Annotated in this window: 22 protein-coding genes; 19 read left to right on the top strand and 3 right to left on the bottom strand. The window is 67.0% G+C overall.

What is annotated here, in order from left to right:
- The first annotated feature begins 66 nt into the window (after positions 1–66).
- The 14 genes from AC1DEZ_RS03625 (at position 67) to AC1DEZ_RS03560 (ending at position 14123) form a co-directional block, all read left to right on the top strand.
- Positions 67–1662, top strand: a complete 1596-nt coding sequence (locus tag AC1DEZ_RS03625; protein WP_476778661.1) for an SPOR domain-containing protein — start codon at positions 67–69, stop codon at positions 1660–1662.
- A 187-nt stretch (positions 1663–1849) separates the two neighbouring features.
- Positions 1850–2944, top strand: a complete 1095-nt coding sequence (locus AC1DEZ_RS03620) for a TRAP transporter substrate-binding protein (protein WP_441470675.1) — start codon at positions 1850–1852, stop codon at positions 2942–2944.
- A 60-nt stretch (positions 2945–3004) separates the two neighbouring features.
- Positions 3005–4015 carry a beta-N-acetylhexosaminidase gene (gene nagZ / locus AC1DEZ_RS03615; protein ID WP_476778660.1) on the top strand — a complete coding sequence of 337 codons (1011 nt, stop codon included), beginning with the start codon at positions 3005–3007 and terminating at the stop codon, positions 4013–4015.
- 184 nt (positions 4016–4199) lie between these two features.
- A complete protein-coding gene (locus tag AC1DEZ_RS03610; protein WP_441512732.1) occupies positions 4200–5030 on the top strand; it encodes a segregation and condensation protein A in 831 nt (276 codons plus the stop codon).
- Positions 5027–5725 (top strand): SMC-Scp complex subunit ScpB, encoded by a 699-nt coding sequence (gene scpB, locus AC1DEZ_RS03605; protein ID WP_476778659.1) that lies wholly within the window; start codon positions 5027–5029, stop codon positions 5723–5725. Before AC1DEZ_RS03610 ends, scpB begins: the two co-directional genes overlap by 4 nt.
- A gap of 158 nt (positions 5726–5883) precedes the next feature.
- A complete protein-coding gene (locus AC1DEZ_RS03600; RefSeq protein WP_476778658.1) occupies positions 5884–6996 on the top strand; it encodes an ABC transporter ATP-binding protein in 1113 nt (370 codons plus the stop codon).
- An 80-nt stretch (positions 6997–7076) separates the two neighbouring features.
- Positions 7077–7322 (top strand): twin-arginine translocase TatA/TatE family subunit, encoded by a 246-nt coding sequence (locus tag AC1DEZ_RS03595; protein ID WP_441470671.1) that lies wholly within the window; start codon positions 7077–7079, stop codon positions 7320–7322.
- Between the two features lie 99 nt (positions 7323–7421).
- On the top strand, positions 7422–8123 hold the full coding sequence (gene tatB / locus AC1DEZ_RS03590; protein ID WP_476778657.1) for a Sec-independent protein translocase protein TatB: 702 nt from the start codon (positions 7422–7424) through the stop codon (positions 8121–8123).
- The gene (gene tatC, locus AC1DEZ_RS03585) at positions 8120–8932 is read left to right on the top strand and encodes a twin-arginine translocase subunit TatC (RefSeq protein ID WP_476778656.1); all 813 of its coding nucleotides are present in this window, start codon (positions 8120–8122) and stop codon (positions 8930–8932) included. The genes tatB and tatC overlap by 4 nt, the downstream gene beginning before the upstream one ends.
- Positions 8933–9065: 133 nt before the next feature.
- On the top strand, positions 9066–9350 hold the full coding sequence (locus tag AC1DEZ_RS03580; protein ID WP_476778655.1) for a GIY-YIG nuclease family protein: 285 nt from the start codon (positions 9066–9068) through the stop codon (positions 9348–9350).
- Positions 9351–9593: 243 nt separating this feature from the next.
- Positions 9594–11153, top strand: coding sequence for a serine--tRNA ligase (gene serS, locus AC1DEZ_RS03575; protein ID WP_476778654.1), 1560 nt, complete (start codon positions 9594–9596; stop codon positions 11151–11153).
- Position 11154: 1 nt separating this feature from the next.
- Complete coding sequence (gene surE, locus AC1DEZ_RS03570; protein WP_476778653.1) at positions 11155–11916, top strand: 5'/3'-nucleotidase SurE; 762 nt, start codon at positions 11155–11157, stop codon at positions 11914–11916.
- 19 nt (positions 11917–11935) lie between these two features.
- Positions 11936–12598 (top strand): protein-L-isoaspartate O-methyltransferase family protein, encoded by a 663-nt coding sequence (locus AC1DEZ_RS03565; protein WP_476778652.1) that lies wholly within the window; start codon positions 11936–11938, stop codon positions 12596–12598.
- Positions 12599–12767: 169 nt separating this feature from the next.
- Entirely contained in the window at positions 12768–14123 is a 1356-nt protein-coding gene (locus AC1DEZ_RS03560) for a peptidoglycan DD-metalloendopeptidase family protein (RefSeq protein ID WP_476778651.1), read from the top strand.
- A gap of 222 nt (positions 14124–14345) precedes the next feature.
- On the opposite strand, the gene AC1DEZ_RS03555 is transcribed toward AC1DEZ_RS03560, so the two are convergent.
- A complete protein-coding gene (locus AC1DEZ_RS03555) occupies positions 14346–15230 on the bottom strand; it encodes an ATP-binding protein (RefSeq protein WP_476778650.1) in 885 nt (294 codons plus the stop codon).
- Positions 15231–15503: 273 nt separating this feature from the next.
- Here AC1DEZ_RS03555 and yajC point away from each other — a divergent pair, with 273 nt between their 5' ends.
- From yajC to AC1DEZ_RS03530, 5 genes are all read left to right on the top strand, one after another.
- Entirely contained in the window at positions 15504–15830 is a 327-nt protein-coding gene (gene yajC / locus AC1DEZ_RS03550; RefSeq protein ID WP_441512724.1) for a preprotein translocase subunit YajC, read from the top strand.
- A gap of 88 nt (positions 15831–15918) precedes the next feature.
- Complete coding sequence (gene secD / locus AC1DEZ_RS03545; protein WP_441512723.1) at positions 15919–17529, top strand: protein translocase subunit SecD; 1611 nt, start codon at positions 15919–15921, stop codon at positions 17527–17529.
- Positions 17530–17562: 33 nt separating this feature from the next.
- The gene (gene secF / locus AC1DEZ_RS03540; protein WP_476778774.1) at positions 17563–18522 is read left to right on the top strand and encodes a protein translocase subunit SecF; all 960 of its coding nucleotides are present in this window, start codon (positions 17563–17565) and stop codon (positions 18520–18522) included.
- A gap of 8 nt (positions 18523–18530) precedes the next feature.
- Positions 18531–18908, top strand: a complete 378-nt coding sequence (locus AC1DEZ_RS03535) for an Mth938-like domain-containing protein (protein WP_476778649.1) — start codon at positions 18531–18533, stop codon at positions 18906–18908.
- A gap of 100 nt (positions 18909–19008) precedes the next feature.
- The gene (locus AC1DEZ_RS03530) at positions 19009–19896 is read left to right on the top strand and encodes a phytoene/squalene synthase family protein (protein ID WP_476778648.1); all 888 of its coding nucleotides are present in this window, start codon (positions 19009–19011) and stop codon (positions 19894–19896) included.
- 113 nt (positions 19897–20009) lie between these two features.
- Here the strand turns inward: AC1DEZ_RS03530 and trmFO are convergent, their stop codons facing one another.
- Positions 20010–21416, bottom strand: coding sequence for a methylenetetrahydrofolate--tRNA-(uracil(54)-C(5))-methyltransferase (FADH(2)-oxidizing) TrmFO (gene trmFO, locus AC1DEZ_RS03525; RefSeq protein WP_476778647.1), 1407 nt, complete (start codon positions 21414–21416; stop codon positions 20010–20012).
- 234 nt (positions 21417–21650) lie between these two features.
- Positions 21651–21806, bottom strand: coding sequence for a DUF1127 domain-containing protein (locus tag AC1DEZ_RS03520; protein WP_441512719.1), 156 nt, complete (start codon positions 21804–21806; stop codon positions 21651–21653).
- Between the last annotated feature and the right edge of the window lie 356 nt (positions 21807–22162).

Below are 22162 nucleotides of genomic sequence, written 5' to 3'. Positions count from 1 at the left end.
AGTTGACCGCGCGGGATATCGCCTTTTCCATAGGGGGAGGCGGCTCGTGCTGCAATGGATCGTACCATGAGTGAGCCCGCTAGGAATCGTTTCGCGCTCGATCTTGAAGATCTCGAGCGCCAGCTTCGCGGGGCAGGGCAGGCGCCGCGCTCCGGCCATGCGCCCGATCCGCTGGCGGAGCTGACCCGCATCGTCGGGCAGGACGACCCGCTGAAGGATATCTTTGCCGAGCGCCGTGCGGCGGCGCCGCGATCGGTGCCGCGACAGGAGCCGAGCTTCGAGGTTGTGCCGCCGGCTCCCGCGCCGGCCGTGCCCCTTCAGGCTGCGCCGCCGGCCGAGCTGCGCGGTGCCCTTGATGAATTCGAGGCGCTGCTGCGGCAGACCGAGCCGAGGCGGCAGGCGCAGACCTCCGCCGCTCCGGCCGCGCCGCCGCAGGTTCATGCCGAACCTCAGTATGACGATTATGATCTGCCCGAGCCGCTGCCTTACACCCAGCCGGCACCGATGCGCGGCGGCGTGCAGGCCCGCGACCTCGATGAGCAAGGCGGCGTCCATGCGATGCAGGCCGCCTATGCCGAAGAGCCGGCGCAATATTCCTATGCGCAGGCCCAGCACTCCTACGCCCAGGCCCAGCACGGCGCTCAGGCCCAGGAATATGCCGAAGACGATCTGCCGGATCTGGAACCGCGTCGCTCGCGCAAGGGGCTCTGGGCGGCCGCGGCGGTCATCGCCGTCGGCCTCGTCGGCGTCGGCGCGACCTTCGCAATGCGCGGCGGTTCGGCGACCAAGGACGGCCAGCCACCGATGATCGCGGCCGACCGTGGCCCGGTCAAGGTCGAGCCCGCCAATCCGGGCGGCGCCGAGATTCCGAACCAGAACAAGCAGATCTACGAGCGCAGCGCCGAGGCTCCGCAAGGCCAGAGCAAGCTGGTCAACAATGAGGAGCAGCCGGTCGACGTTCAGCAGGCCGCCCGCTCGATGCCGCCCCGCGTCGTCATGCCGGGGCCCGGTGCCGGATCGGCTCTGGCCGCCGCGCCGAGCGCGCCGGAGCGCAGCATCACGCCGGCCGAGCCCGGCCTGATCCCGATGCCTCCGGTGCCGGGGCTGGGCGAGCCGCGCAAGGTCCGCACGGTCGCGATCCGTCCCGATGGAACGCCGGTTCCCACCGGAATCGACCAGCCGATCGCGACGGGCTCGGCCCCGAGCCGCTCGCTCGGCACTGCCACGGCGAGTGCGCAGCCCTCGCCGCAGCGCTCCGCAGCTGCGGCGCCCGCTCCTGCCGCGCCCAAGGTTCAAGAGCGTGCGACGACACCGCCTGCCGCGACCACGCCGGCGGCTCCGACCCGTCTTGCCAGCGCTCCGGCGTCGGCCGCACCCGAGGCTGCTCCGGCGACGGCCGCGGTACGGGCCGGGACCGGCGATTTCGTGGTGCAGCTCGGCGCGCCGGGCAGCGAAGCCGAGGCTCGGGCCACCTTTGCCGCGCTGCAGCGCAAATATCCGCAGCAGCTCGGCGGCCAGTCGCCGATCGTCCGAAAGACGGAGCTGGCCGGCGGCAAGACCGTCTATCGCCTGCGCGTCGGACCTTATTCCCGCGAGGATGCGTCGACGATGTGCTCGGCGCTCCAGGCCGCGGGCGGGCAGTGCTTCATCGCGAAGAACTGAGCTCGCGCGGAGCAGGTTGAGAATTGGGCGGCGGCATCCGGAAGGGTGCCGCCGTTCTGCTTTGAAACCGGCGCATGGCGGGGTGAGGGGCGTGCTTGTTTCACCGCCCCGACCGTGCGAGTAGCCTGCCAACAACAGAAGGCTGCCAAGGATATCACGGCAGCCGTTGCTAGCTGGAGGTTACCCCATGGATCGCCGTCATTTCGTCAAGGTCGCGGGCGCGGGCGCGGCCGGGAGCGCGGCCATCGCTGCCCCCGCAATCGCGCAGTCGCAGCCCAAGATCAACTGGCGGCTGACCTCGAGCTATCCGAAGAGCCTGGATACGCTCTACGGCATCTCGACCCATGTCGCGAAGCGCGTCGCAGAGGCGACCGACAACAACTTCCAGATTCAGGTCTTCGCGCCCGGCGAGATCGTGCCGGCCCTGCAGGCTCTCGACGCCGTCCAGAACGGCACCGTCGAGTGCAGCCACACGCTGGCGAGTTTTTATATCGGCAAGGACCCGGCCTTCGCTTTCGAGACCTCGCTGCCCTTCGGCTTCAACACGCGCCAGCAGAATGCCTGGCTCTATCAGGGCGGCGGGCTGGAGCTCTGCCGCGCCTTCATGAAGAACTACAACATCTACACCATCCCGTCCGGCAACACCGGTGCGCAGATGGGCGGCTGGTTCCGCAAGGAGATCAAGTCGCTGGAGGATCTGAAGGGGCTGAAGTTCCGTATCGCCGGCCTCGGCGGCCGGATCATGGCCCGCCTCGGTGTCGTGCCGCAGACCATCGGCGGCGCCGACATCTATCCGGCGCTAGAGCGCGGCACGCTCGATGCGGTCGAGTTCTCCGGCCCCTATGACGACGAGAAGCTCGGCTTCGTGAAGGTCGCCAAGTACTATTACTATCCGGGCTTCTGGGAGGGGAACGCCAATGTCAGCTTCCTCGCCAACCAGGACAAGTGGAACGAGCTGCCGGCCTCCTACAAGGCGATCGTCGAAGCGGCCTGCGCCGAGGCCAATGCGCTGTGCGTGGCCAAATACGACCACAACAATCCCGATGCGCTGATTCGCCTTGCCGGCACTGGCGCCGAGCTGCGGCCCTTCCCGCAGGAGGTGATGGCGGCTGCGTTCAAGGAGGCCTTCGCCATGTATGGCGAGCTTGCCGCCAGCAATCCCAACTTCAAGACTTTCTATGATTCCTTCCTTCCCTACTGGAAGAAGGAGCAGCTCTGGTTCCGCATCGCCGAGCTGCCGTTCGACGCGTTCAACGCGCAGAATTACCAGCAGGTGAAGTAACGCGATGGACGGGCGCGGATCATTCTTGACCGCGCCCGCGCCGCTTTCTAACCCGGTACGATGACATCGCGCGCCTTCATCGCCGGCTGCCTCGGCACGAGCCTCACTGCGGACGAGCGCGCCTTCTTCCGCGACGCCCGGCCCTGGGGCTTCATCCTCTTCAAGCGCAACACGCAGACGCCCGAGCAGGTTGCGGCTCTAACGGCGGAGATGCGCGAGACCGTCGGCTGGCATGCGCCGATCCTGATCGATCAGGAGGGCGGGCGCGTCCAGCGCATGGGCCCGCCGAACTGGCCGAAATATCCGTCGGCGCGCGCTTTCCACGCCATCAACGACCGCGTCCGCCAGCGCGAGATCGTCCGGCTTTCGGCGCGGCTGATGGCGCATGACCTGAAGAGCGTCGGCATCGACGTGGACTGCCTGCCGGTGCTCGACGTTCCCGTGGCGGGCAGCCATGACGTGATCGGCGACCGCGCTTATGCCTATGATCCCGATCAGGTGGCGCGGCTCGGCCGGGCGGCGGCCGAAGGGTTGATCGCCGGCGGCGTGCTGCCGGTCGTCAAGCACATGCCCGGCCACGGCCGCGCACGGGCCGACAGCCATCACGACCTGCCTGTCGTCGATGCTTCGCTCGACGAACTCAGGGCGCATGATTTCCGCCCGTTCCGGCACCTCGCCGACATGCCGTTGGCGATGACGGCGCATGTGGTGTTCACGGCGCTCGATCCGAAGCATCCGGCGACCGTCTCCCGCAAGATCGTGCGCGAGGTCATGCGTGGCGAGATTGGCTTCGACGGGCTGATCATGACCGATGATATTTCGATGAAGGCGCTGTCCGGTTCCTTCGAGGCCAAGGCGCGCGCCGCCATTCGCGCCGGCGTCGACGTGATCCTGCACTGCCACGGCATCATGGAGGAGATGGTCGCGATCGCCGGCGCGGTTCCGGAAATGACCGGAATCCGCGCACGCCGCGCGGCGGCGGCACTCGGCCGCATCCGGCACGAGCCCGAGCCGATCGATCTTGAGGCTGCGAGCGCGGAATTGGCCGCCGCGCTTGCGCTGAGCGCCTGAACAGCCGAATTTGCTTCGGTGCCGACCCTAGATCTCAGCCCTCATCCCGAGGAGCCGCGAAGCGGCGTCTCGAAGGATGGTCCAGAACGCACTGGATCCTCCTTCGAGACGCAGCCTGAGGGCTGCTCCTCGGGATGAGGGCAGAGAGATCGAGAGGCTCGATCGCGGCAGAGGGCAGAGCTGCATGACGGCCGAGTTGCCATTCGAGGAGGATGCCGCGCGCCGTGAAGGCGAGCCCTCGCTCGTTGTCGATGTCGACGGCTATGAGGGGCCGCTCGACCTGTTGCTCGATCTCGCGCGCCGCCAGAAGGTCGATCTTCATCGCATCTCGATCCTGGCGCTGGCGGAGCAATATCTCACCTTCGTCGAGGAGGCGCGGGCGCTCAGGCTGGAGCTCGCGGCCGACTACCTCGTGATGGCGGCGTGGCTGGCCTATCTGAAGTCGCGGCTGCTGCTGCCCGAGCCGCCCAAGGGGGAGGAGCCGAGCGCGGCCGATCTCGCTACGGCGCTGGCGCTCCGCCTGCGCCGGCTGGAAGCGATCCGCGCCGCCGCACGCAAGCTCGCCTCGCGCGAGCGGCTGGGCCAGGACATCTTCGCGCGCGGCGCCCCCGAGGAGATCGTCGCAGGCGCCCGTCCGGTCTGGGAAGCCGAGCTCTACGACCTGCTCGCGGCCTATGCCCATCAACGCCAGAAGCGGGTGCAGGGGCATATCTCGGTCGGCCATCGCGTCGTCTGGTCGCTGGTGGAAGCCCGCGAGGCGTTGCAGCGACTGATCGGCGAGGCCGGGGACTGGACCGAACTGGACAGCTATCTGACGCAATACATGACCTCCCATGGCCTGCCGGCGCGGGAGATGCGGGCGACGGTCAGGGCCTCGGCCCTGTCGGCCATGCTCGAAATGGTCAGGGAAGGGGTTCTCGACCTGCGGCAGAACGAGGCTTTCGCGCCGATCGAGCTGCGCCGTCGTTCGGCACGGCCGCAGATTCTGCCCTTCGCCGGCAAGGATGCCTCATGACTGCCGCGACGGCCGAACCTCTGGACGCTGCGGATGGCGGCGGCGTCGAAGCTTTCGCCCAGGCACAGCGCATCGTCGAGGCGCTGCTTTTCGCGTCGGCGGTGCCCCTGTCGGCGGAGGCCTTGGGCCGGGCGATCCCGCCCGGCATCGTGGTCGAGCAGGTGCTGGCCCGGCTTGCGGAGAGCTATGCCATGCGCGGCGTCAACCTGCGCCAGGTTGCCGGCGGTTGGGCCTTCCGGACGGCGCCGGACCTTGGCTATCTGCTCGCCGCCGAGGCCGAGCCGCCGCGCAAATTGTCGCGCGCCGCGCTCGAGGTTCTGTCGATCATCGCCTACCACCAGCCGGTGACGCGGGCCGAGATCGAGGATATCCGCGGCGTCGCCACCGCCAAGGGCACGCTCGATATTCTGCTGGAGGCCGGCTGGGTGCGGCTGCGCGGACGGCGTCGCTCGCCGGGGCGCCCGGTGACCTACGGCACGACGCCCGGCTTCCTCGATCATTTCGGCCTCGACCGGATCGACGACCTGCCGGGCCTGGAGGAGTTGAAGGGAACCGGCTTCATCGAGGGCCGCCTGACGCGGGACTTGCAGGTGCCGGTTCCCGACGACGATCCGGGCTTGCGCGACGACGAGGACCCGCTCGGCGATCTGTTCAGCCCGCTTGACGACGGCGAGGGCGGGCCGCAACAGGGGTGAGGCGGACGGCGCCGTGTACCTCAGCCCTCATCCTGAGGAGCCGCGTAGCAACGTCTCGAAGGATGGTCCAGCGCGCTCCGGAGCATCCTTCGAGATGCAGCCTGACGGCTGCTCCTCAGGATGAGGGCTGAGAAACTGGGCCGCGCAGGGAGCAATCATTGGCACGCAGCGAGATCAAGGCGGGGTGGCTCGGCTGGGGCCGGCGCGGGACAGCCGGCGCGGCGATTGCGATGGCGCTCGGCTTCGAGGGCGTGACGCAGCGCTTCGGCGAGGTGACGGCGCTATCCGGCGTCTCACTTATGGTCGATCCGGGCGAAATCGTCGCGCTGCTCGGCCAGTCGGGCTGCGGCAAGACGACGCTGCTGAGGCTCGCTGCTGGCGTCGAGCGGCCGAGCGCGGGGCGGGTGCTGCTGGAAGGGCGCGATGTTTCGGCACCGGACCGGTTCGTCGAGCCGGAGCATCGCGGTGTCGGCTTCGTCTTTCAGGATTATGCGCTGTTCCCGCATCTGACCGTCGGCGAGAATGTCTGCTTCGGCCTGCGCGGGCAGAGCGCCGCGTCGACGGAGGCGACCGCGCTCAGGGCGCTCGCGCGCGTCGGCCTTGCCGATTTCTACGGGGCCTACCCGCATATGCTCTCCGGCGGCGAGCAGCAGCGCGTGGCACTGGCGCGTGCCATCGCGCCGCGCCCCGGCGTGCTCTTGATGGACGAGCCCTTCTCCAATCTCGACCGGCGCCTGCGCGACGTGGTCCGCGACGAAACCGCCGCGCTGCTGGAGGAAACCGGCGCCACTTCGATCATCGTGACGCATGATCCGGAGGATGCGATGCGCATCGCCGACCGCATCGTGCTGATGCGGGCCGGGCGCATCGTCCAGATCGGCACGGGGGAGGAGCTCTATCGCAGGCCCGCCAGCCTCTTTGCCGCCCGATTTTTCTGCGATTTTACCGAGGCCGAAGGTCGCGTCTCGGGAGGCGCGATCGATACGCCGCTCGGGCGCTTCGCGGCGCCGGGGGTGCCGGAGGGAAGTGAGGCGATCGCCTGCATCCGGCCGCATCGGGTGCGGATTGTGCCGAAGGGCTACTATCTGCCCGGGCGGCTCGTCGCGCGGCGCTTCCTGGGCGAGGTCGATCATCTGCTGATCGCCGTGGAGGGGTTCGACCGTGCGCTCTCGGTGCGGGCTGCGTTGTCGGACGAGATCACGGTGGGCCACGAGGTCGGCGTCGAGATTCCGACCGACGAAGTCCTTGTGTTTCCGGCGGCAGATCAATAGGTTCCGCCGCCGAGCGATCGACCGGGCAGGATTGGGTTGGGGATTTCTCCCGGTCGAGGCATTTTCGGAGGAGTTTCGCCATGGGTGGCGTGAGCATTTGGCATTGGATCGTCGTCGGCGTCATCGTGATGCTGCTGTTCGGGCGCGGCAAGGTGTCCGAGCTGATGGGCGATGTCGCCAAGGGTATCAAATCGTTCAAGAAGGGCATGGCGGAGGACGATGAGCCGACGCCGAGCGCGACGAATGTCGATCCCAAGGTGATCGATCATACCCAGGCCAGCAACACAGCTGCGCAGGCTCAGGCCAAGGCCGAGCACAAGGGCTGATGCGGCTTGCGTCCGCTGGACGCGGTTTTGGTGATGCGCGCGTTCTGATCCCTCGGCCTTGACGGCTGAGCGGAGGCGCGCCGAGAGGACGAGCCCTCGATGTTCGACATCGCCTGGAGCGAGATGGTGCTGATCGGCGCGGTGGCGCTGGTGGTGATCGGCCCCAAGGATCTGCCCAAAGCCCTACGCACGGTCGGCCAGACGGTCGGCCGTATCCGGCGTATGGCAACCGAATTCCAGGGGCAGTTCAACGAGGCGATGCGCGAGGCCGAGCTCGCGGACCTCAAGAAACAGGTCGAGGATGTCGGCGGGTCGGTGTCGAGCGCGCTCAACACCGACTACAAGCCGATCGAGGAGCCGAAGGATTTTTCGGCGTCGGGCGCGGGTGAAGCCACCCAGCCCGATGACGCGGCGCTGAAGGAGGCCGAGGCCAAGCTTGCTGCGCTGCCGGCGCCGGAGCTGCCGCCGATCGACATCGCCGCCGAGACGCCGACGCCTGCCGAGGAGTCTGTTCCCGCGGCCAAGCCGAAGCGGACGCGCAAGACGAAGGCTCAGGAAGAGCTGGTGGCCGAGAGCGCCCCGGCTGCCGAAGCTGCGCCCGCCACCGAGGCGGGCGAGATCGCCGAGAAGGCGAAACCGGCCCGCGCGCGCCGGGCCAAGGTCGTGGCGGATGCGCCGGAAGAGCCCGACACGGCCTTCCCGGAGGCCGCTTCGAGCGAGGCGCCGCAAGACGCGCCGAAGCCCACCCGCAAGCGCAAGCCCAAGGCATCCGACGCCAAGGGTGAGGAGACTTCCGCATGAGCGTCGCCACTCCTCGCGAGGGCGAGGACGACATCGAGGCCTCGCGCGCGCCGCTCATCGAGCATCTGATCGAGCTGAGGGCGCGGCTGATCAAGTCGCTGATCGCCTTCCTCATCATGTTCTTCATCTGCTTCGGCTTCTCGACGCAGATCTACAACATCCTGGTGAAGCCCTATGTCTGGGCCGCAGGCAGCGCGGCCAATGCGCAGCTGATCTATACCGGCCCGCTCGAGCTGCTCTTCACCCATATCAAGGTCGCCGCCTTCGGCGCCGGCTTCTTCGCCTTTCCGGTGATCGCGACGCAGGTCTACAAATTCGTCGCGCCCGGCCTCTACAAGAACGAGAAGGCCGCCTTCGCGCCGTATCTGATCGCAACGCCGGTATTTTTCACGCTGGGCGCGCTGCTGGTCTTCTTCTTCGCCATGCCGGTGCTGATGAAGTTCTCGCTCGGCATGCAGCAGGCTGCGACCGAGACCCAGGCCGGCATCGCGCTGCTGCCGAAGGTCAGCGAATACCTGTCGCTGATCATGACGCTGATCTTCGCTTTCGGCATCGCCTTCCAACTACCGGTGATCCTGACCCTGCTCGGGCAGGCCGGCATCATCGATTCGCAGTTCCTGAAGGACAAGCGCCGCTACGCCATCGTCTTCGTGTTCGTCGTGGCGGCAGTGCTGACCCCGCCGGACGTGATCTCGCAGCTCATGCTCGCGATCCCGATGCTGCTGCTCTACGAACTCTCGATCTTCTCGGTGCGCCGGGTGGAGAAGAAGAGCGCTGCGGCGAAGGCTGCTGAGGACGCGGCGGAGTAGGCGATCTCCCTCTCCATCGTCACTCCGGGCGCAGCGAAGCAAAGACCCGGAATCCATCGTAAAGCGACTTGCGCTACGATAGATTCCGGATCGGTGCCGCTTCGCGGCTTGTCCGGAATGACGGAGAGAAGGGATGTGGCTCTACATCATGGCGAGCGGCTGGAACGGCACGCTGTACGTCGGAGTCACAAAAAGCCTCAGCCGCCGGGTCGCTGAACATCGCGAGGGGCGTGGCTCCGAGTTCGTTCGCCGATACGGCGTCATTCATCTTGTCTATGCGGAGCGGCATGAACGTGCCGACGAGGCGATCGCGCAGGAAAAGCGCGTCAAGCACTGGCGGCGTGAGCGGAAGATCGCACTCATTGAGGCCGGGAATCCGAATTGGCGCGATCTCTACAATACGATCCATCTTGATTGACGGAAGTCCATGTCCGTCTTCTCACCCGCATCGTCATCCCGGCCGCAGCTAAGCGGAGCGCCGGGATCCATCGTAGAGCTGGAGCCTAGTGATGGATCCCGGAGCGGCGCCGCTTGCGCGGCTTGTCCGGGATGACGGCGCGTTTCGGTGGCCTGTCACTACAAGGTTCTCTGTTCCCTCCCGCGTCGTCCCGGTCTAGAGCATCCTGCGCTGCATTCCGCAGCGATGCATGGCCGGACGACGATGTACGACATCAGATGGATTCGCGAGAACGCCGCGGCGTTCGATGGAGGCTTGGCGCGACGGGGCCTGGAGCCGCTGTCGTCGTCGCTGCTCGCGCTCGATGATGTCCGCCGTTCCGCCATCGCCAAGGCGCAGGGCGTGCAGGAGCGCCGCAACGCGCTTTCCAAGGAAATCGGCAAGGCGATGGGCGCGAAGGATGTCGCGCTCGCCGAGAAGCTGAAGGCCGAGGTCGCGGCGCTCAAGGAAGAGCAGCCGGCGCTCGAGGCCGAGGAGAAGGCCGCGAAGGAGGCGCTCGACGAGAAGCTCGCCGCGATCCCGAACGTGCCGTTCGACGATGTGCCGGATGGTGCGGACGAGCATGACAATGTCGTGCTGCATATGCATGGCGTGAAGCCGGAGGAGCGCGGGCTGCTGAGGGGTATCAACGACCCCAAGCAGCATTTCGAGCTGGGCGAAGCGCTCGGCCAGATGGATTTCGAGAAGGCGGCCAAGCTCTCGGGCTCGCGCTTCGTCGTGCTGCAAGCCCAAGTCGCGCGGCTGTCGCGGGCGATCGGGCAGTTCATGCTCGACACTCACACCGAGGAGCATGGGTATACGGAGGTCAATCCGCCGCTGCTGGTGCGCGACGATGCGATGTTCGGCACGGCGCAGCTGCCGAAATTCGCCGGCGACCAGTTCCGTGCCGTCGCCTTCGAAATGCCCGAGCATCTGAGGAACCACGGTGCGGCGGCCGAGGTCTGGGAATCGCTGGCGGAGACCTGGGCGTCCGAAGAGGGCAAGCTCGAGCAGGCGACGTTCAACTCGGTGATGCAGGCGCTTCACGACGGCAAGGTTGCGCCGGACGAGCGCGACCAGATCACCGCCTTCGTCGAGGGGCTGCGCCGCGATCTCGCCATCGCGCGCCACGGTCAAGCCCGCGCCGAGCAGTGGGGCGACGCGTTCGGCGGGGGGCATTGGCTGATCCCTACCGCCGAGGTTCCGCTGACCAATCTGGCAAGGGAATCAATCCTTTCCGAGGAGGAGCTGCCGCTTCGATTCAGCGCCCTGACGCCCTGCTTCCGAGCCGAGGCCGGCTCGGCCGGCCGCGATACGCGCGGCATGCTGCGCCAGCACCAGTTCGAGAAGGTCGAGCTCGTCTCGATCACGGCGCCGGAGAAGTCGCGCGAGGAGCATGAGCGCATGCTCGCCTGCGCCGAGAACGTGCTGAAGAAGCTCGACCTGCATTATCGCGTGATGACCCTGTGCACCGGCGACATGGGCTTCGCCTCGCAGAAGACCTGGGACATCGAGGCCTGGCTGCCCGGCCAGAAGACCTATCGCGAGATCTCGTCCTGCTCGGTCTGCGGCGATTTCCAGGCGCGGCGCATGAATGCGCGCTACAAGACCAGGGACGGAAAGGGGCCGTTCTTCGTCCACACCCTCAACGGGTCGGGCACGGCGGTCGGCCGGGCGCTGATCGCGGTGATGGAGAACTACCAGAATTCCGACGGCTCGATCACCGTGCCGGAGGTTCTGGTGCCCTATATGCGCGGCGTGACCAAGATCGAGAAGGCGGCCTGAGATGCGTATTCTCGTCACCAATGATGACGGCATCCATGCCGAGGGGCTGGAAGTGCTGGAGCGCATCGCGCGCCAGCTCTCCGACGATGTCTGGGTCGTGGCGCCGGAGAGCGACCAGTCCGGCGTGGCGCATTCGCTGTCGTTGTCGAATCCATTGAGACTCCGCCAGATCAGCGAGAAGCGCTTCGCCGTCGCGGGCACGCCGACCGACTGCGTCATCATGGCGGTGCGCTCGGTGATGGCCGAGGCGCGGCCCGACCTCGTGCTCTCTGGCGTCAACCGCGGCTCCAACGTCGCGGAGGACGTGACCTATTCCGGCACCATCGCGGCCGCGATGGAGGGCACGCTGCTCGGCATTCCCTCGATCGCAGTCAGCCAGGCCTATACGCCCGGCGACCGCAGCAATATCCGCTGGGACTGCGCCGAGCATCATGCGCCCGGCATCATCCGCCGGCTGTTGGCGGAGGGCATTCCCGAGGGCGTGCTCTTCAACCTCAACTTCCCCAATGCGGGGCCGAGCGAGGTGCAGGGCGTTGCCGTCACGGTGCAGGGCCGGCGCGACCAGGAGCTGGTCAAGCTCGAGCCTCGCAAGGACGGGCGCGGCAATCCCTATTTCTGGATAGCCTTCCAGCGCAGCCGCAAGGAGCCGGCGAACGGCACCGATCTGCGCGCCATGGCCGAGAACCGCATCTCGGTCACGCCGCTGGAACTCGACCTGACCCATGAGCCGACGCTGACCCGCTTCGCGCAAGTCTTCGCCTGAGAGGCGGCGAGGAGGGGGCATGAGCGAGGAGGCGCCGGCCAGCGAGGGCGAACGTACCGTCGCCTTCCTGCTGTCGCTGAGGGCGCGGGGGGTGCGCGACCTCACGCTGCTGCGCGCTATGGAGCGGGTGCCGCGCGATCGTTTCGCGCCGGCCCGCTTTGCCGATCTCGCGCGTGAGGACGTCTCGGTGCCGCTGCCTTGCGGCCAGACGATGACCGCGCCGCATACCGTCGCCAATTTGCTCGGCGCGCTCGACATGCAGATGGGCGCGCGCGTGCTCGAAGTGGGCACCGGTTCCGGCTATGTCTCGGCGCTGCTGGCGGCGTTGGGCGGCGAGGTGGTTTCGCTGGAGCGCTATCGTTCGCTGGCGCTTGCCGCGCATGAGCGGGTCAGCGGCAGCGGTTTCGGCCAGCAGATCGATCTGCGCCATGCCGATGGCTTCCAGCCCGATCGCACGCTCGGCCGCTTCGACCGCATCCTCGTCAACGGTGTCACACAGACGGTGCCCGAGGCGCTGCTGATGCGGCTGTCGAATGGCGGACGACTGGTCGGCGCCCTGCGAATCGAGGGGGTGGCAAGGCGGGTGGTGGTCACGCGCGTCGGCGACGATCAGTTCGACCACGCGACCGGGCCGGTGCTGCGCCTGCCGCCGCTGGTGCCGGGTATTTCGCGCGCGCTCTGACGCCTGACCGCCCCAACCGGCGGCGGTTGCGGCGAGACGGCATGGAGCCGCTGCCCTCCCGGCGAGAATCCAAAAAAGTGAAGACGGCTTCGCCAGCGAAACGCTTTCGTAACCTCAACGGGACTTTAATGACCGTCATCGAGTTGCGTCGTTCGCGAGTACTCTGTTCATGCGTAGCCAAGCCGGATCGATCAATCATCGCGCTCTCCGTCGTCTCTCGACGGTGTGCCTGCTTGCCGTCGGTGTCAGCGCCTGCTCCTCGGACGCGTTGCGCTTCACCGAGACCCCTTTCGACAATCCCTTCAGGACTGCACAGGCCCCGGCGCCTGCTCGCGATCCGGCTACCACTGGCTCGATCGGGCGCTCTGCCAGCGCGCCGCTGCAGCCGGTTCCGTCGGCGCCGGTCGTGCGGGCGCAGCCTCTGCCGCCGCCGCAATCGGCCGTTGCGCTGAACTCGGCGCCGCCGCAGGCCGTCTCCGGCAGCGCTGCCGGCTGGTCGGCGCAAGGCGGCACGCCGGTCGTGATCGCGCAGGGCGAGAATCTCGACATGATCTCGTCGCGCTATGGCGTGCCGCGCGCCGCTCTGATGTCCGCGAACGGGCTGAGCAGCGCCAATGTGCCGCCGGGCACACGGATCACGGTACCGGTCTACAATGCGAGCGGCACCTCCGCTCCGGTTGCGGCCGCCGCTCCGGCCCCTCAGGCGACGCCGGCTCCGGCCCCATCGCAGCGTTTCGTCGCCGGTCCGGCTCCGGCCCGTCAGCCCGCTCCGGTCGTCGATGCGAAGGCGCATGCCAAGGCCGCGGCCGATGCCAAGGCCGCCGCTGCCGCGGAAGCCAAGACCAAGGCCGCCGCAGACGCCCAGGCGATGCGCGAATCCCGTGCCCGTTTCGCTGCCGAAGCCAAGGCCAAGGCAGATGCCCGCAAGACAGGCGCTGCCGTGCCGGCCGCAAAGCCCGTCGCCGAGGCGAAGCCCGCGCCCGTTCCGCAGCCGGTGAAGACCGCCGCTCCCGCTCAGCAGCAGGCGAAGCCGGTCGTGGTGGCGAGCGCACCCGCCGCCGAGCCGAAGCCGACCGCGATCCCGAAGGCGGAGCCCGCCGCCGAGCCGAAGACCACTGCCAGCCTGCCGAAGCAGGAGGAACAGGCGTCTTCGGGCGACAAGGCCGATTTCCGCTGGCCGGCTCGCGGCCGTGTGATCACCGGCTACAGCAAGGGCGGCAATGAGGGCATCAACATCGCGGTTCCCGAGGGCACGCCCGTCAAGGCGGCCGAGGGCGGCACCGTCGCCTATGCCGGCAGCGAGCTGAAGGGCTACGGCAACCTCGTCCTGATCCGTCACCCGAACGGATATGTCTCGGCCTATGCCCATAATGGCGAGCTCAAGGTGAAGCGCGGCGACGCCGTCAAGCGCGGCCAGGTCGTCGCCAGTTCGGGCCAGAGCGGCAACGTCTCCTCGCCTCAGCTCCACTTCGAGCTGCGCAAGGGCTCGACCCCGGTCGATCCGACTCCCTACCTCAACAACTGAGCCGCGTTCGACGCGAAAAGTTGCCAGCCTTCGATCGGTTCGCGAGACCCTCCCGATCGAAAAAAGGACGGGGCGGCCCCAGGAAGGGCTGCCCCGTTTTCGTTTGTTTTGCGATCGCCCGTCATGCTCGCCCTTGTTGCGAGCATCCACGTCTTGAACACCGCACTGCATCGATGAAGGCGTAGATGGTCGGGACAAGTCCGACCATGACGCGACGGCGCTTCACCCCTCCAGGCGCTTGCCCAGCCGGCCGGCGAGGTCCTGGATGTACTGCCAGGCGGTGCGTCCGGAGCGGGAGCCGCGCGTCGTCGCCCATTCCAGTGCGTCGCGGCGCAACTCCTCCGGGTCGATCGCCAGCCCGAAATGGCCGGCATAGCCGTTGATCATCTCCAGATACTCGTCCTGGCTGCATTTGTGGAAGCCGAGCCAGAGGCCGAACCGATCCGAGAGCGAGACCTTCTCCTCGATCGCCTCGCCCGGATTGATCGAGGTCGAGCGCTCATTGTCCATCATGTCGCGCGGCAGCAGGTGGCGGCGATTCGAGGTGGCGTAGAACACGACATTGTCGGGGCGCCCCTCGACGCCGCCGTCCAGCACCGCCTTCAGCGACTTATAAGAGGTGTCGTCGCTGTCGAAGGACAGATCGTCGCAGAAGACGATGGCGCGGTGAGGATCGCTGCGCAGCTGGCTCATCAGGGCAGGGAGGCTCTCGATGTCCTCGCGATGGATCTCGATCAGCTTCAGCGGCAGCGCGCCCTTCGGCAGATGCTGGTTGGTGTCGGCATGCACCGCCTTGACCAGCGAGGACTTGCCCATGCCGCGTGCACCCCAGAGCAGCACGTTGTTGGCGGGCAGGCCCTTGGCGAACCGCTCGGTATTCTCGGCCAGCGTGTCGCGGACACGGTCGACGCCGCGCAGGAGCGAAAGTGCGACGCGGTTGACCTTCGGCACCGGCACAAGCTCCGAGCCCGTGGTCTGCCAGACGAAGGCGTCGGCGGCTTTGAGGTCGGCCGACTTGCGCCGCGGTGGCGCGATCCGCTCAAGCGCATCCGCAATCCGCAGTAGCGTCGCGAGGGTCTGGTCGGGGGCGGTCTCGGTCGTGGTCATGGCTCTGCGCCTTCGTTTCATCCTGCCGAACCGTACCGTACCGTCCGGTACGGTTGCTGTGGTTAGCTAAACCGCGTCGTGGATCGAGCGCAAGGGGCATTGCGCGAATGGCAGCAAGCCCATAGGTGAGGAGCGCGCATGGGCAACCGGGCGTGTCCGATTGATTTCACGGCATTGCTGGCTATAGTCCGCGCGATTTTTAGGCCGGGCGATGCTTTTGCCGTGTCCTGCGGCCGGCGGCCTGCTGCGCCGTCGTTAGAGAGGAGTTCTTCAGTGATCACCCCCGCTTTCGCCCAGGCGACAGGAGCCGGTGGCGGCACCGACATGCTGATCCAGCTCGTGCCGTTCCTGCTGATCTTCGTTATCATGTGGTTCCTGATCATCCGGCCGCAGCAGCGGCGGGCGAAGACGCATCAGGAGATGATCAAGAACGTGCGCCGCGGCGACACGATCGTGACCTCGGGCGGGCTGATCGCGAAGGTGTCGAAGGTCATCGATGACGCCGAGCTGGAAGCCGAGATCGCCGACGGCGTGCGCGTGCGCATCGTGCGCGGCATGGTCCAGGACGTCCGCTCGAAGAGCGAGCCGGTCAAGAGCTGACTTTGACAATCGATCGCGTTTTCGCATTCGGACGGCGTCGTCCGGATGCGGCGTGATCTAAGGCACGACAACAAGGCTGTTCACGCAGATGCTTCGTCTCCAGGCCCGCAAGGTCATTCTCGTCCTGCTCGTGCTGATCGTCGGCTGCGGGCTCGCCGTGCCGAACCTGTTCTCGCCGGAGACGCGCAAGGCCATCGCCGACAACGCGCCGTCCTGGATTCCGCGCATCTTCCTGCCGATCCATGCGGTCGTGCTCGGCCTCGACCTGCAGGGCGGCTCGCACGTCCTGCTCGAGATCGACCGGGCGGAGCTGGTGCGCAGCCAGGTGACACAGCTGCGCGACGATGTTCGCCGCGTCCTGCGCGAAGAGCGCATCAGCATTCAGGGCGGCATCCAGACCACGACGCGCGGTGTGCAAGTGCGCGTCCCGGACGCGGCCGAGCGTGCGCGTGTGCTGCCGAAGCTGCGGGAGCTCGCTCAGCCGATCGGCACGCTCGGCGCGTTCGGCCCCTCGGGCAACCAGTCCATCGCCATTGCCGAGCAGCCTGACGGGCTGATCCAGCTGACCGTGACGGAAGCCGGCTCGAACGAGCGCATCCGCCGCGCCGTCGAGCAGGCGATGGAGGTTCTGCGCCGCCGCGTCGACGCGCTCGGCACCACCGAGCCGAACATCCAGCGCCAGGGCCTCGACCGCATTCTGGTGCAGGTGCCGGGCCTTCAGGATCCGCAGCGCCTGAAGCAGATCCTCGGCGACACCGCCAAGCTCGAATTCCGCCTCGTCGGCGACGCCAACAGCAGCGATGTCGACATGCTGCCCTCGCAGGATGCCGGCGGCCAGACCGTCCCGGTCCTGCGCCAGCCCTCCGTCGACGGCGCCGACCTGATCGACGCGCAGCCGGCCTTCGATTCGCGCAGCGGCCAGCCGATCGTGAACTTCCGCTTCAACATCCGGGGCGCGCAGCGCTTCGGCCAGATCACCACCGAGAATCTCGGCCGCCCGCTGGCGATCGTGCTCGACAACAAGGTGATCTCCTCGCCGGTGATCCAGTCGCCCATCACGGGCGGCTCGGGCCAGATCTCCGGCAACTTCACGGTCGAGCAGGTCAACAACCTCTCGATCCTGCTGCGCGCCGGCGCGCTGCCCGCCAAGATGACGATCGTCGAGGAGCGCACCGTCGGCCCCGGCCTCGGCGCCGACTCCATCCGGGCCGGCAAGATGGCAACCCTGATCGCGACCGTGATGGTGGTGATCTACATGCTGGCGACCTATGGCATCTTCGGCCTGATCGCGAGTATCGCGCTCGTCGTCCATGTCGGCCTGATCTTCGGCCTGATGTCCTTCCTCGGCGCGACGATGACGCTGCCCGGCATCGCCGGCATCGTGCTCACCATCGGCACGGCGGTCGACTCCAACGTGCTGATCTACGAGCGCATGCGCGAGGAGGAGCATCAGGGGCGGAGCCTGGTCTCGGCGCTCGAGGCAGGCTTCCAGCGCGCCTTCGCGACGATCATCGACTCCAACGTCACCATGCTGATCGCGGCGGTGGCGCTGTTCTCGCTCGGCTCCGGCCCGGTGCGCGGCTTTGCGGTCGTGTTCATCCTGGGCATCCTCACCACCGTCATCACGGCGGTGACGCTGACCCGGATGCTGATCGCGCTCTGGTATCGCTGGGCCAAGCCCAAGCACCTCCCGTTCTGACGCTGCCAACCCCTTAGGAGATTGGCCATGCGCATGCGCCTGCTTCGTATCGTTCCCGACAACACCCGCTTCAAATTCGTCTGGTTCCGCCGCGTCAGCTATCCGCTGTCGGCTGCCTATTCGGTCCTGGTGCTGGCGCTGTTCCTGACGGTCGGCCTGAACTTCGGCATCGACTTCAAGGGCGGCACGCTGATCGAGATGCAGTCGAAGGCCGGTGCGGTCGACATCGCCCAGATCCGCCATACCGCGAACGGGCTCGGCTTCGGCGATGCCGAGGTGCAGGAATTCGGCTCGGGCGGCGAGGTCTCGATGCGCTTCGGCATGCAGCCGGGCGGCGAGACGGCTCAGCAGGCGGTCGTCGTGAAGGCGCGGGACGCTTTCGCGTCGCAGTACGAGTTCCGCCGTGTCGAGACGGTCGGGCCGCGCGTCTCGGGCGAATTGGTGCAGGCCGGTACGCTCGGCGTCGTACTCGCGATCGTCGGCGTGCTGATCTATCTCTGGTTCCGCTTCGAGATGCCGCTGGCGATCGGCGCGATCCTCGGCACGCTGCACGACATCGTGCTGACCATCGGCTTCTTCCTGATCACGCAGCTCGAATTCAACCTGACCTCGATCGCGGCGATCCTGACCATCGTCGGCTATTCGCTGAACGAGACCGTGGTCGTGTTCGACCGCACCCGCGAATTGCTGCGCCGCTACAAGACCATGCCGGTTGCCGAGCTCCTCGACCTCTCGGTGAACTCGACGCTGTCGCGCACGGCGATGACGGCGACGACGACTTTCCTGTCGTTGCTCGCGCTGGTGCTGTTCGGCGGCACCGCGATCGAGGGCTTCGCGCTCGTCATGCTGTTCGGCGTGGTGATCTGCACCTATTCGGCGATGTTCATCTCGACGCCGGTGCTGCTCTACATGGATGTCCGCTCGGCGGGCGCGCGTGAGGAAGCGCAGGAGACGGCGCGCGCCAAGGCTTCAGCCGCCAAGGCCAAGGCCTGAGCGGCTTCATGCCGCGCTTCGAGGGCTTCGTTCCCGGCCGCTTCCCGCTCGATGCGATCGGGGCGGGTGGCTTCCGCTTCGCCGAGATGAGTCATAAGGGCTCGATCATCGCGACGCCGGCCGGCATCCGGATCTGGCCAGTGACGCGCTTTTCCGAAGTGACGATCGAGAGCCTGCAGCCCGTGCTGGACGAGGCCGAGAGCATCGACTTCCTGTTGATCGGGACAGGGGCCGATATTGCCTTCATTCCGCCCGCTCTGCGTGATCCGCTAAGGCAGGCCGGGATCACCGTCGAGGGCATGGCGACCGGTGCGGCTGCCCGCACCTATAACGTGCTCGTCGGCGAGGATCGGCGTGTAGCAGCGGCGCTGATCGCGATCGAGTAAGGCGCCTGCGATCCGGGATGTCGATCATACCGGCGATGCGTAGCGGGGGCGGGGCGCTTGCCTTACATTAGAAGCGGCCGAGGTCGGCCGAGGCGGAACAATGCCGCATACTGAAACCGACGATCGCAGAGACATCGCTCCGGCGCGCCTGCCGGACGCCTATGCCCATTGCGCGACGCTCGTGCGCGAGCAGGATCAGGATCGCTATATCGCCGGCCTCTACGCCCCCGACGATCGCCGGGCGGCGCTCTACGCGCTCTATGCCTTCAGCCATGAGATCGCGCGGGTAAGGGCGCTGGTCAGCGAGCCCCTGCCGGGCGAGGTCAGGCTGCAATGGTGGCGCGACGTGCTGGAAGGCCAGTCGGGCAGCGAGACGCAGGCACATCCCGTGGCCGCGGCCCTGCTCGACACGGTCCGGCGCTACCGCCTGCCGCTTGCGCCGCTGACGGCGCTGATCGATGCCCGCATCTTCGATCTCTACGACGATCCGATGCCCTCTCTGCGCGATCTGGAGGGCTATGCCGGCGAAACCGCGAGCGCGGTGATCCGGCTGGCCTGCCTGATCCTGGCAGGCGGGCGCGATCCGGGCGGGGCGACGGCCTGCGGCCATGCCGGTGTCGCCTATGCGCTGACCGGGCTGATGCGCGCTTTCCCGTGGCACGCGGCGGAGGGGCAGGTCTACCTGCCGGCCGACATTCTCTCCCGGAACGGCGTGACGCGCGACGACATCGTGCGCGGGCGTGGCGGACCGGGCGTGCTCTATACGCTCAAGGAACTGCGGGAGATCGCTCGCAACCACCTGAAGAAGCTCGCGGGCCTGAGCGAGTCGATTCCGCCGACGCTGAGGCCGGCCTTCCTGCCGGTGGCGCTGGTCGAGCCCTATCTCAGGCGGATGGAGACGAGAGGGTACGATCCCTACCGGAGCATCATCACCCTGCCGTCCTGGCGGCGGCAGTGGATCCTGTGGCGGGCGGCGCGGAAAGGGTGAGAGTTTATGCTCGGGACTGATCCGGGTATCGCCTGACGCACAGGTTCCGGCACTTCATCCTGTCAGAGATTCTCGGGTCAGCGCTTCGCGCCGCCCGAGAATGACGGGCCAGCTTATTGCGCCGCCTTCGCCTCGACGCCGCTCGCCCAGGCGTCCATCTCGACCTTCGCCCGCGCCGTCAGCGCCTGCTTGCGGGCCACGCTCTTGGCCGGCCCCTTCAGGCGCTTGCCGTCGGGGCCGGTGGTTGCCACGCCCTCGATCAGCGGGAACAGACCGAAATTGATGTTCATCGGCTGGAAGGAGCGCGGCCCCTCGTCGATGGTGACGATGTGGCCGCCGGTGATGTGGTTGACCAGCGCGCCCAGCGCCGTCGTCGCAGGGGGCAGCGGCAGGTCCCGGCCCAGACGCTCGGCCGCGGCCATGCGTCCTGCCAGAAGCCCGGTGGCGGCGCTCTCGACATAGCCCTCGCAGCCGGTGATCTGGCCGGCGAAGCGCAGGCGCGTATCGGCCTTCAGCCGCAGATGCTCGTCCAGCAGCTTCGGCGAGTTGAGATAGGTGTTGCGGTGGATGCCGCCGAGCCGTGCGAACTCGGCGTTCTGCAGGCCGGGGATCATGCGGAAGATCGCGGCCTGCTCGCCATATTTCAGCTTGGTCTGGAATCCCGTCATGTTGAAGAGGGTGCCGAGCGCATTGTCCTGCCGGAGCTGGACCACAGCATAGGCCTTCACGGTCGGGTTATGCTTGTTGGTGAGGCCCACCGGCTTCATCGGCCCCCAGCGCAGGGTTTCGCGGCCGCGCTCGGCCATCACCTCGATCGGCAGGCAGCCGTCGAAATAGGGCGTGCCTTCCCATTCCTTGAACTCGGTCTTCTCGGCGGCGAGCAGCGCGTCGATGAAGGCCTCGTACTGGTCGCGGTGGAGCGGACAGTTGATGTAGTCGGCGCCGGTGCCGCCGGGGCCGGCCTTGTCGTAGCGCGACTGGAACCAGGCCTGGTCCATGTCGACCGAATCGAAATGGACGATCGGCGCGATGGCGTCGAAGAAGGCGAGCGAATCCTCTGATGTGAGCGACTGCAGGCCTTGCGCCAAGGCAGGGGAGGTCAGCGGGCCAGTCGCGATGATGACATTGTCCCATTCGGCCGGCGGAAGGCCGGCGATCTCGCCTCGGTCGATGGTGACGAGCGGGTGGCTCTCCAGCGCGGCGGTGACGGCCTGCGAGAAACCGTCGCGGTCGACCGCGAGCGCGCCGCCGGCCGGCACCTGATGGGCATCGCCCTTGGCCATGATCAGCGAGCCGAGGCGGCGCATCTCCCAATGCAGCTGGCCGACGGCATTGCTCGAGGAATCGTCGGAGCGGAAGGAGTTCGAGCAGACGAGCTCGGCAAGCCCTTCGGTCTTGTGGGCGTCGGTGCCGCGCACGGGGCGCATCTCGTGGATGACGACCGGGACGCCGGCCTGAGCGATCTGCCAGGCGGCTTCGGAGCCGGCGAGACCGCCGCCGATGATGTGTACTGGTTCCATGGCTGCGATGTGTCCGCAGCCGGCTTTGAGGTCAAGCCTTTTGACTTTCCGCGCATTCCTATCGTTCGGATGGCGCTGATCCAAACAAGGCGTGCGGGACCTGAAATGCAAAATGCCCGCCGTGAGGCGGGCATTCGCTCTTCGACCAAGTTCGGGGGGAGGGGGAACCCGAACCCGGGAGAAACTACACTGAACGCGCGGCGCCCTATGCGCGGCGGTTCGAAATCAGGATCTTCAGGCCGACGCGTGCGAGCGGGCGATGAAGGTGATCTCCGAGCGCGACAGGCCGAGGTCATCGAGCTCGCGGTCGGTGAGGCGGGAGAGCTCGCGAACGGTCTCGCGATAGCGGAAGTAGGCTCGAATTTTGGCAGCGATCATCGTGACGAACATGGTGGTTTTCCTTGCGTATTCCGGAGCGGGGCGGTGCCCACAGCGATAATTTCGTTGTGCAGTGCATATAAGTCAGGCGGCCTGCCTCTAACAGTGGCTGTCGCTCAGCTCTGTTATGCTTTTTGTGCATGGCCAATTAAGTTTCCGGTCATTTTTGTGAGATCGATCTGCGCAGAGGTAAGGGATGTGTCCGAAATGTGATTGATTCTCTGCCTATGAATTGATCGGAGGCGCCATTTTGGGACGGGCTCTGCGCGAGCTGCCTATTTGGTAGTCATATTGCACTTGCTCAGTCGAGCGCCGTTCGCTTGCGGCAATTTTGCATTGCGAAATAGGGCGCGGTTGGGCTCGAGCAA

The sequence above is a fragment of the Allobosea sp. 10L422 genome (assembly GCF_056395345.1).
This window is presented reverse-complemented; position numbering and strand designations above follow the sequence as displayed.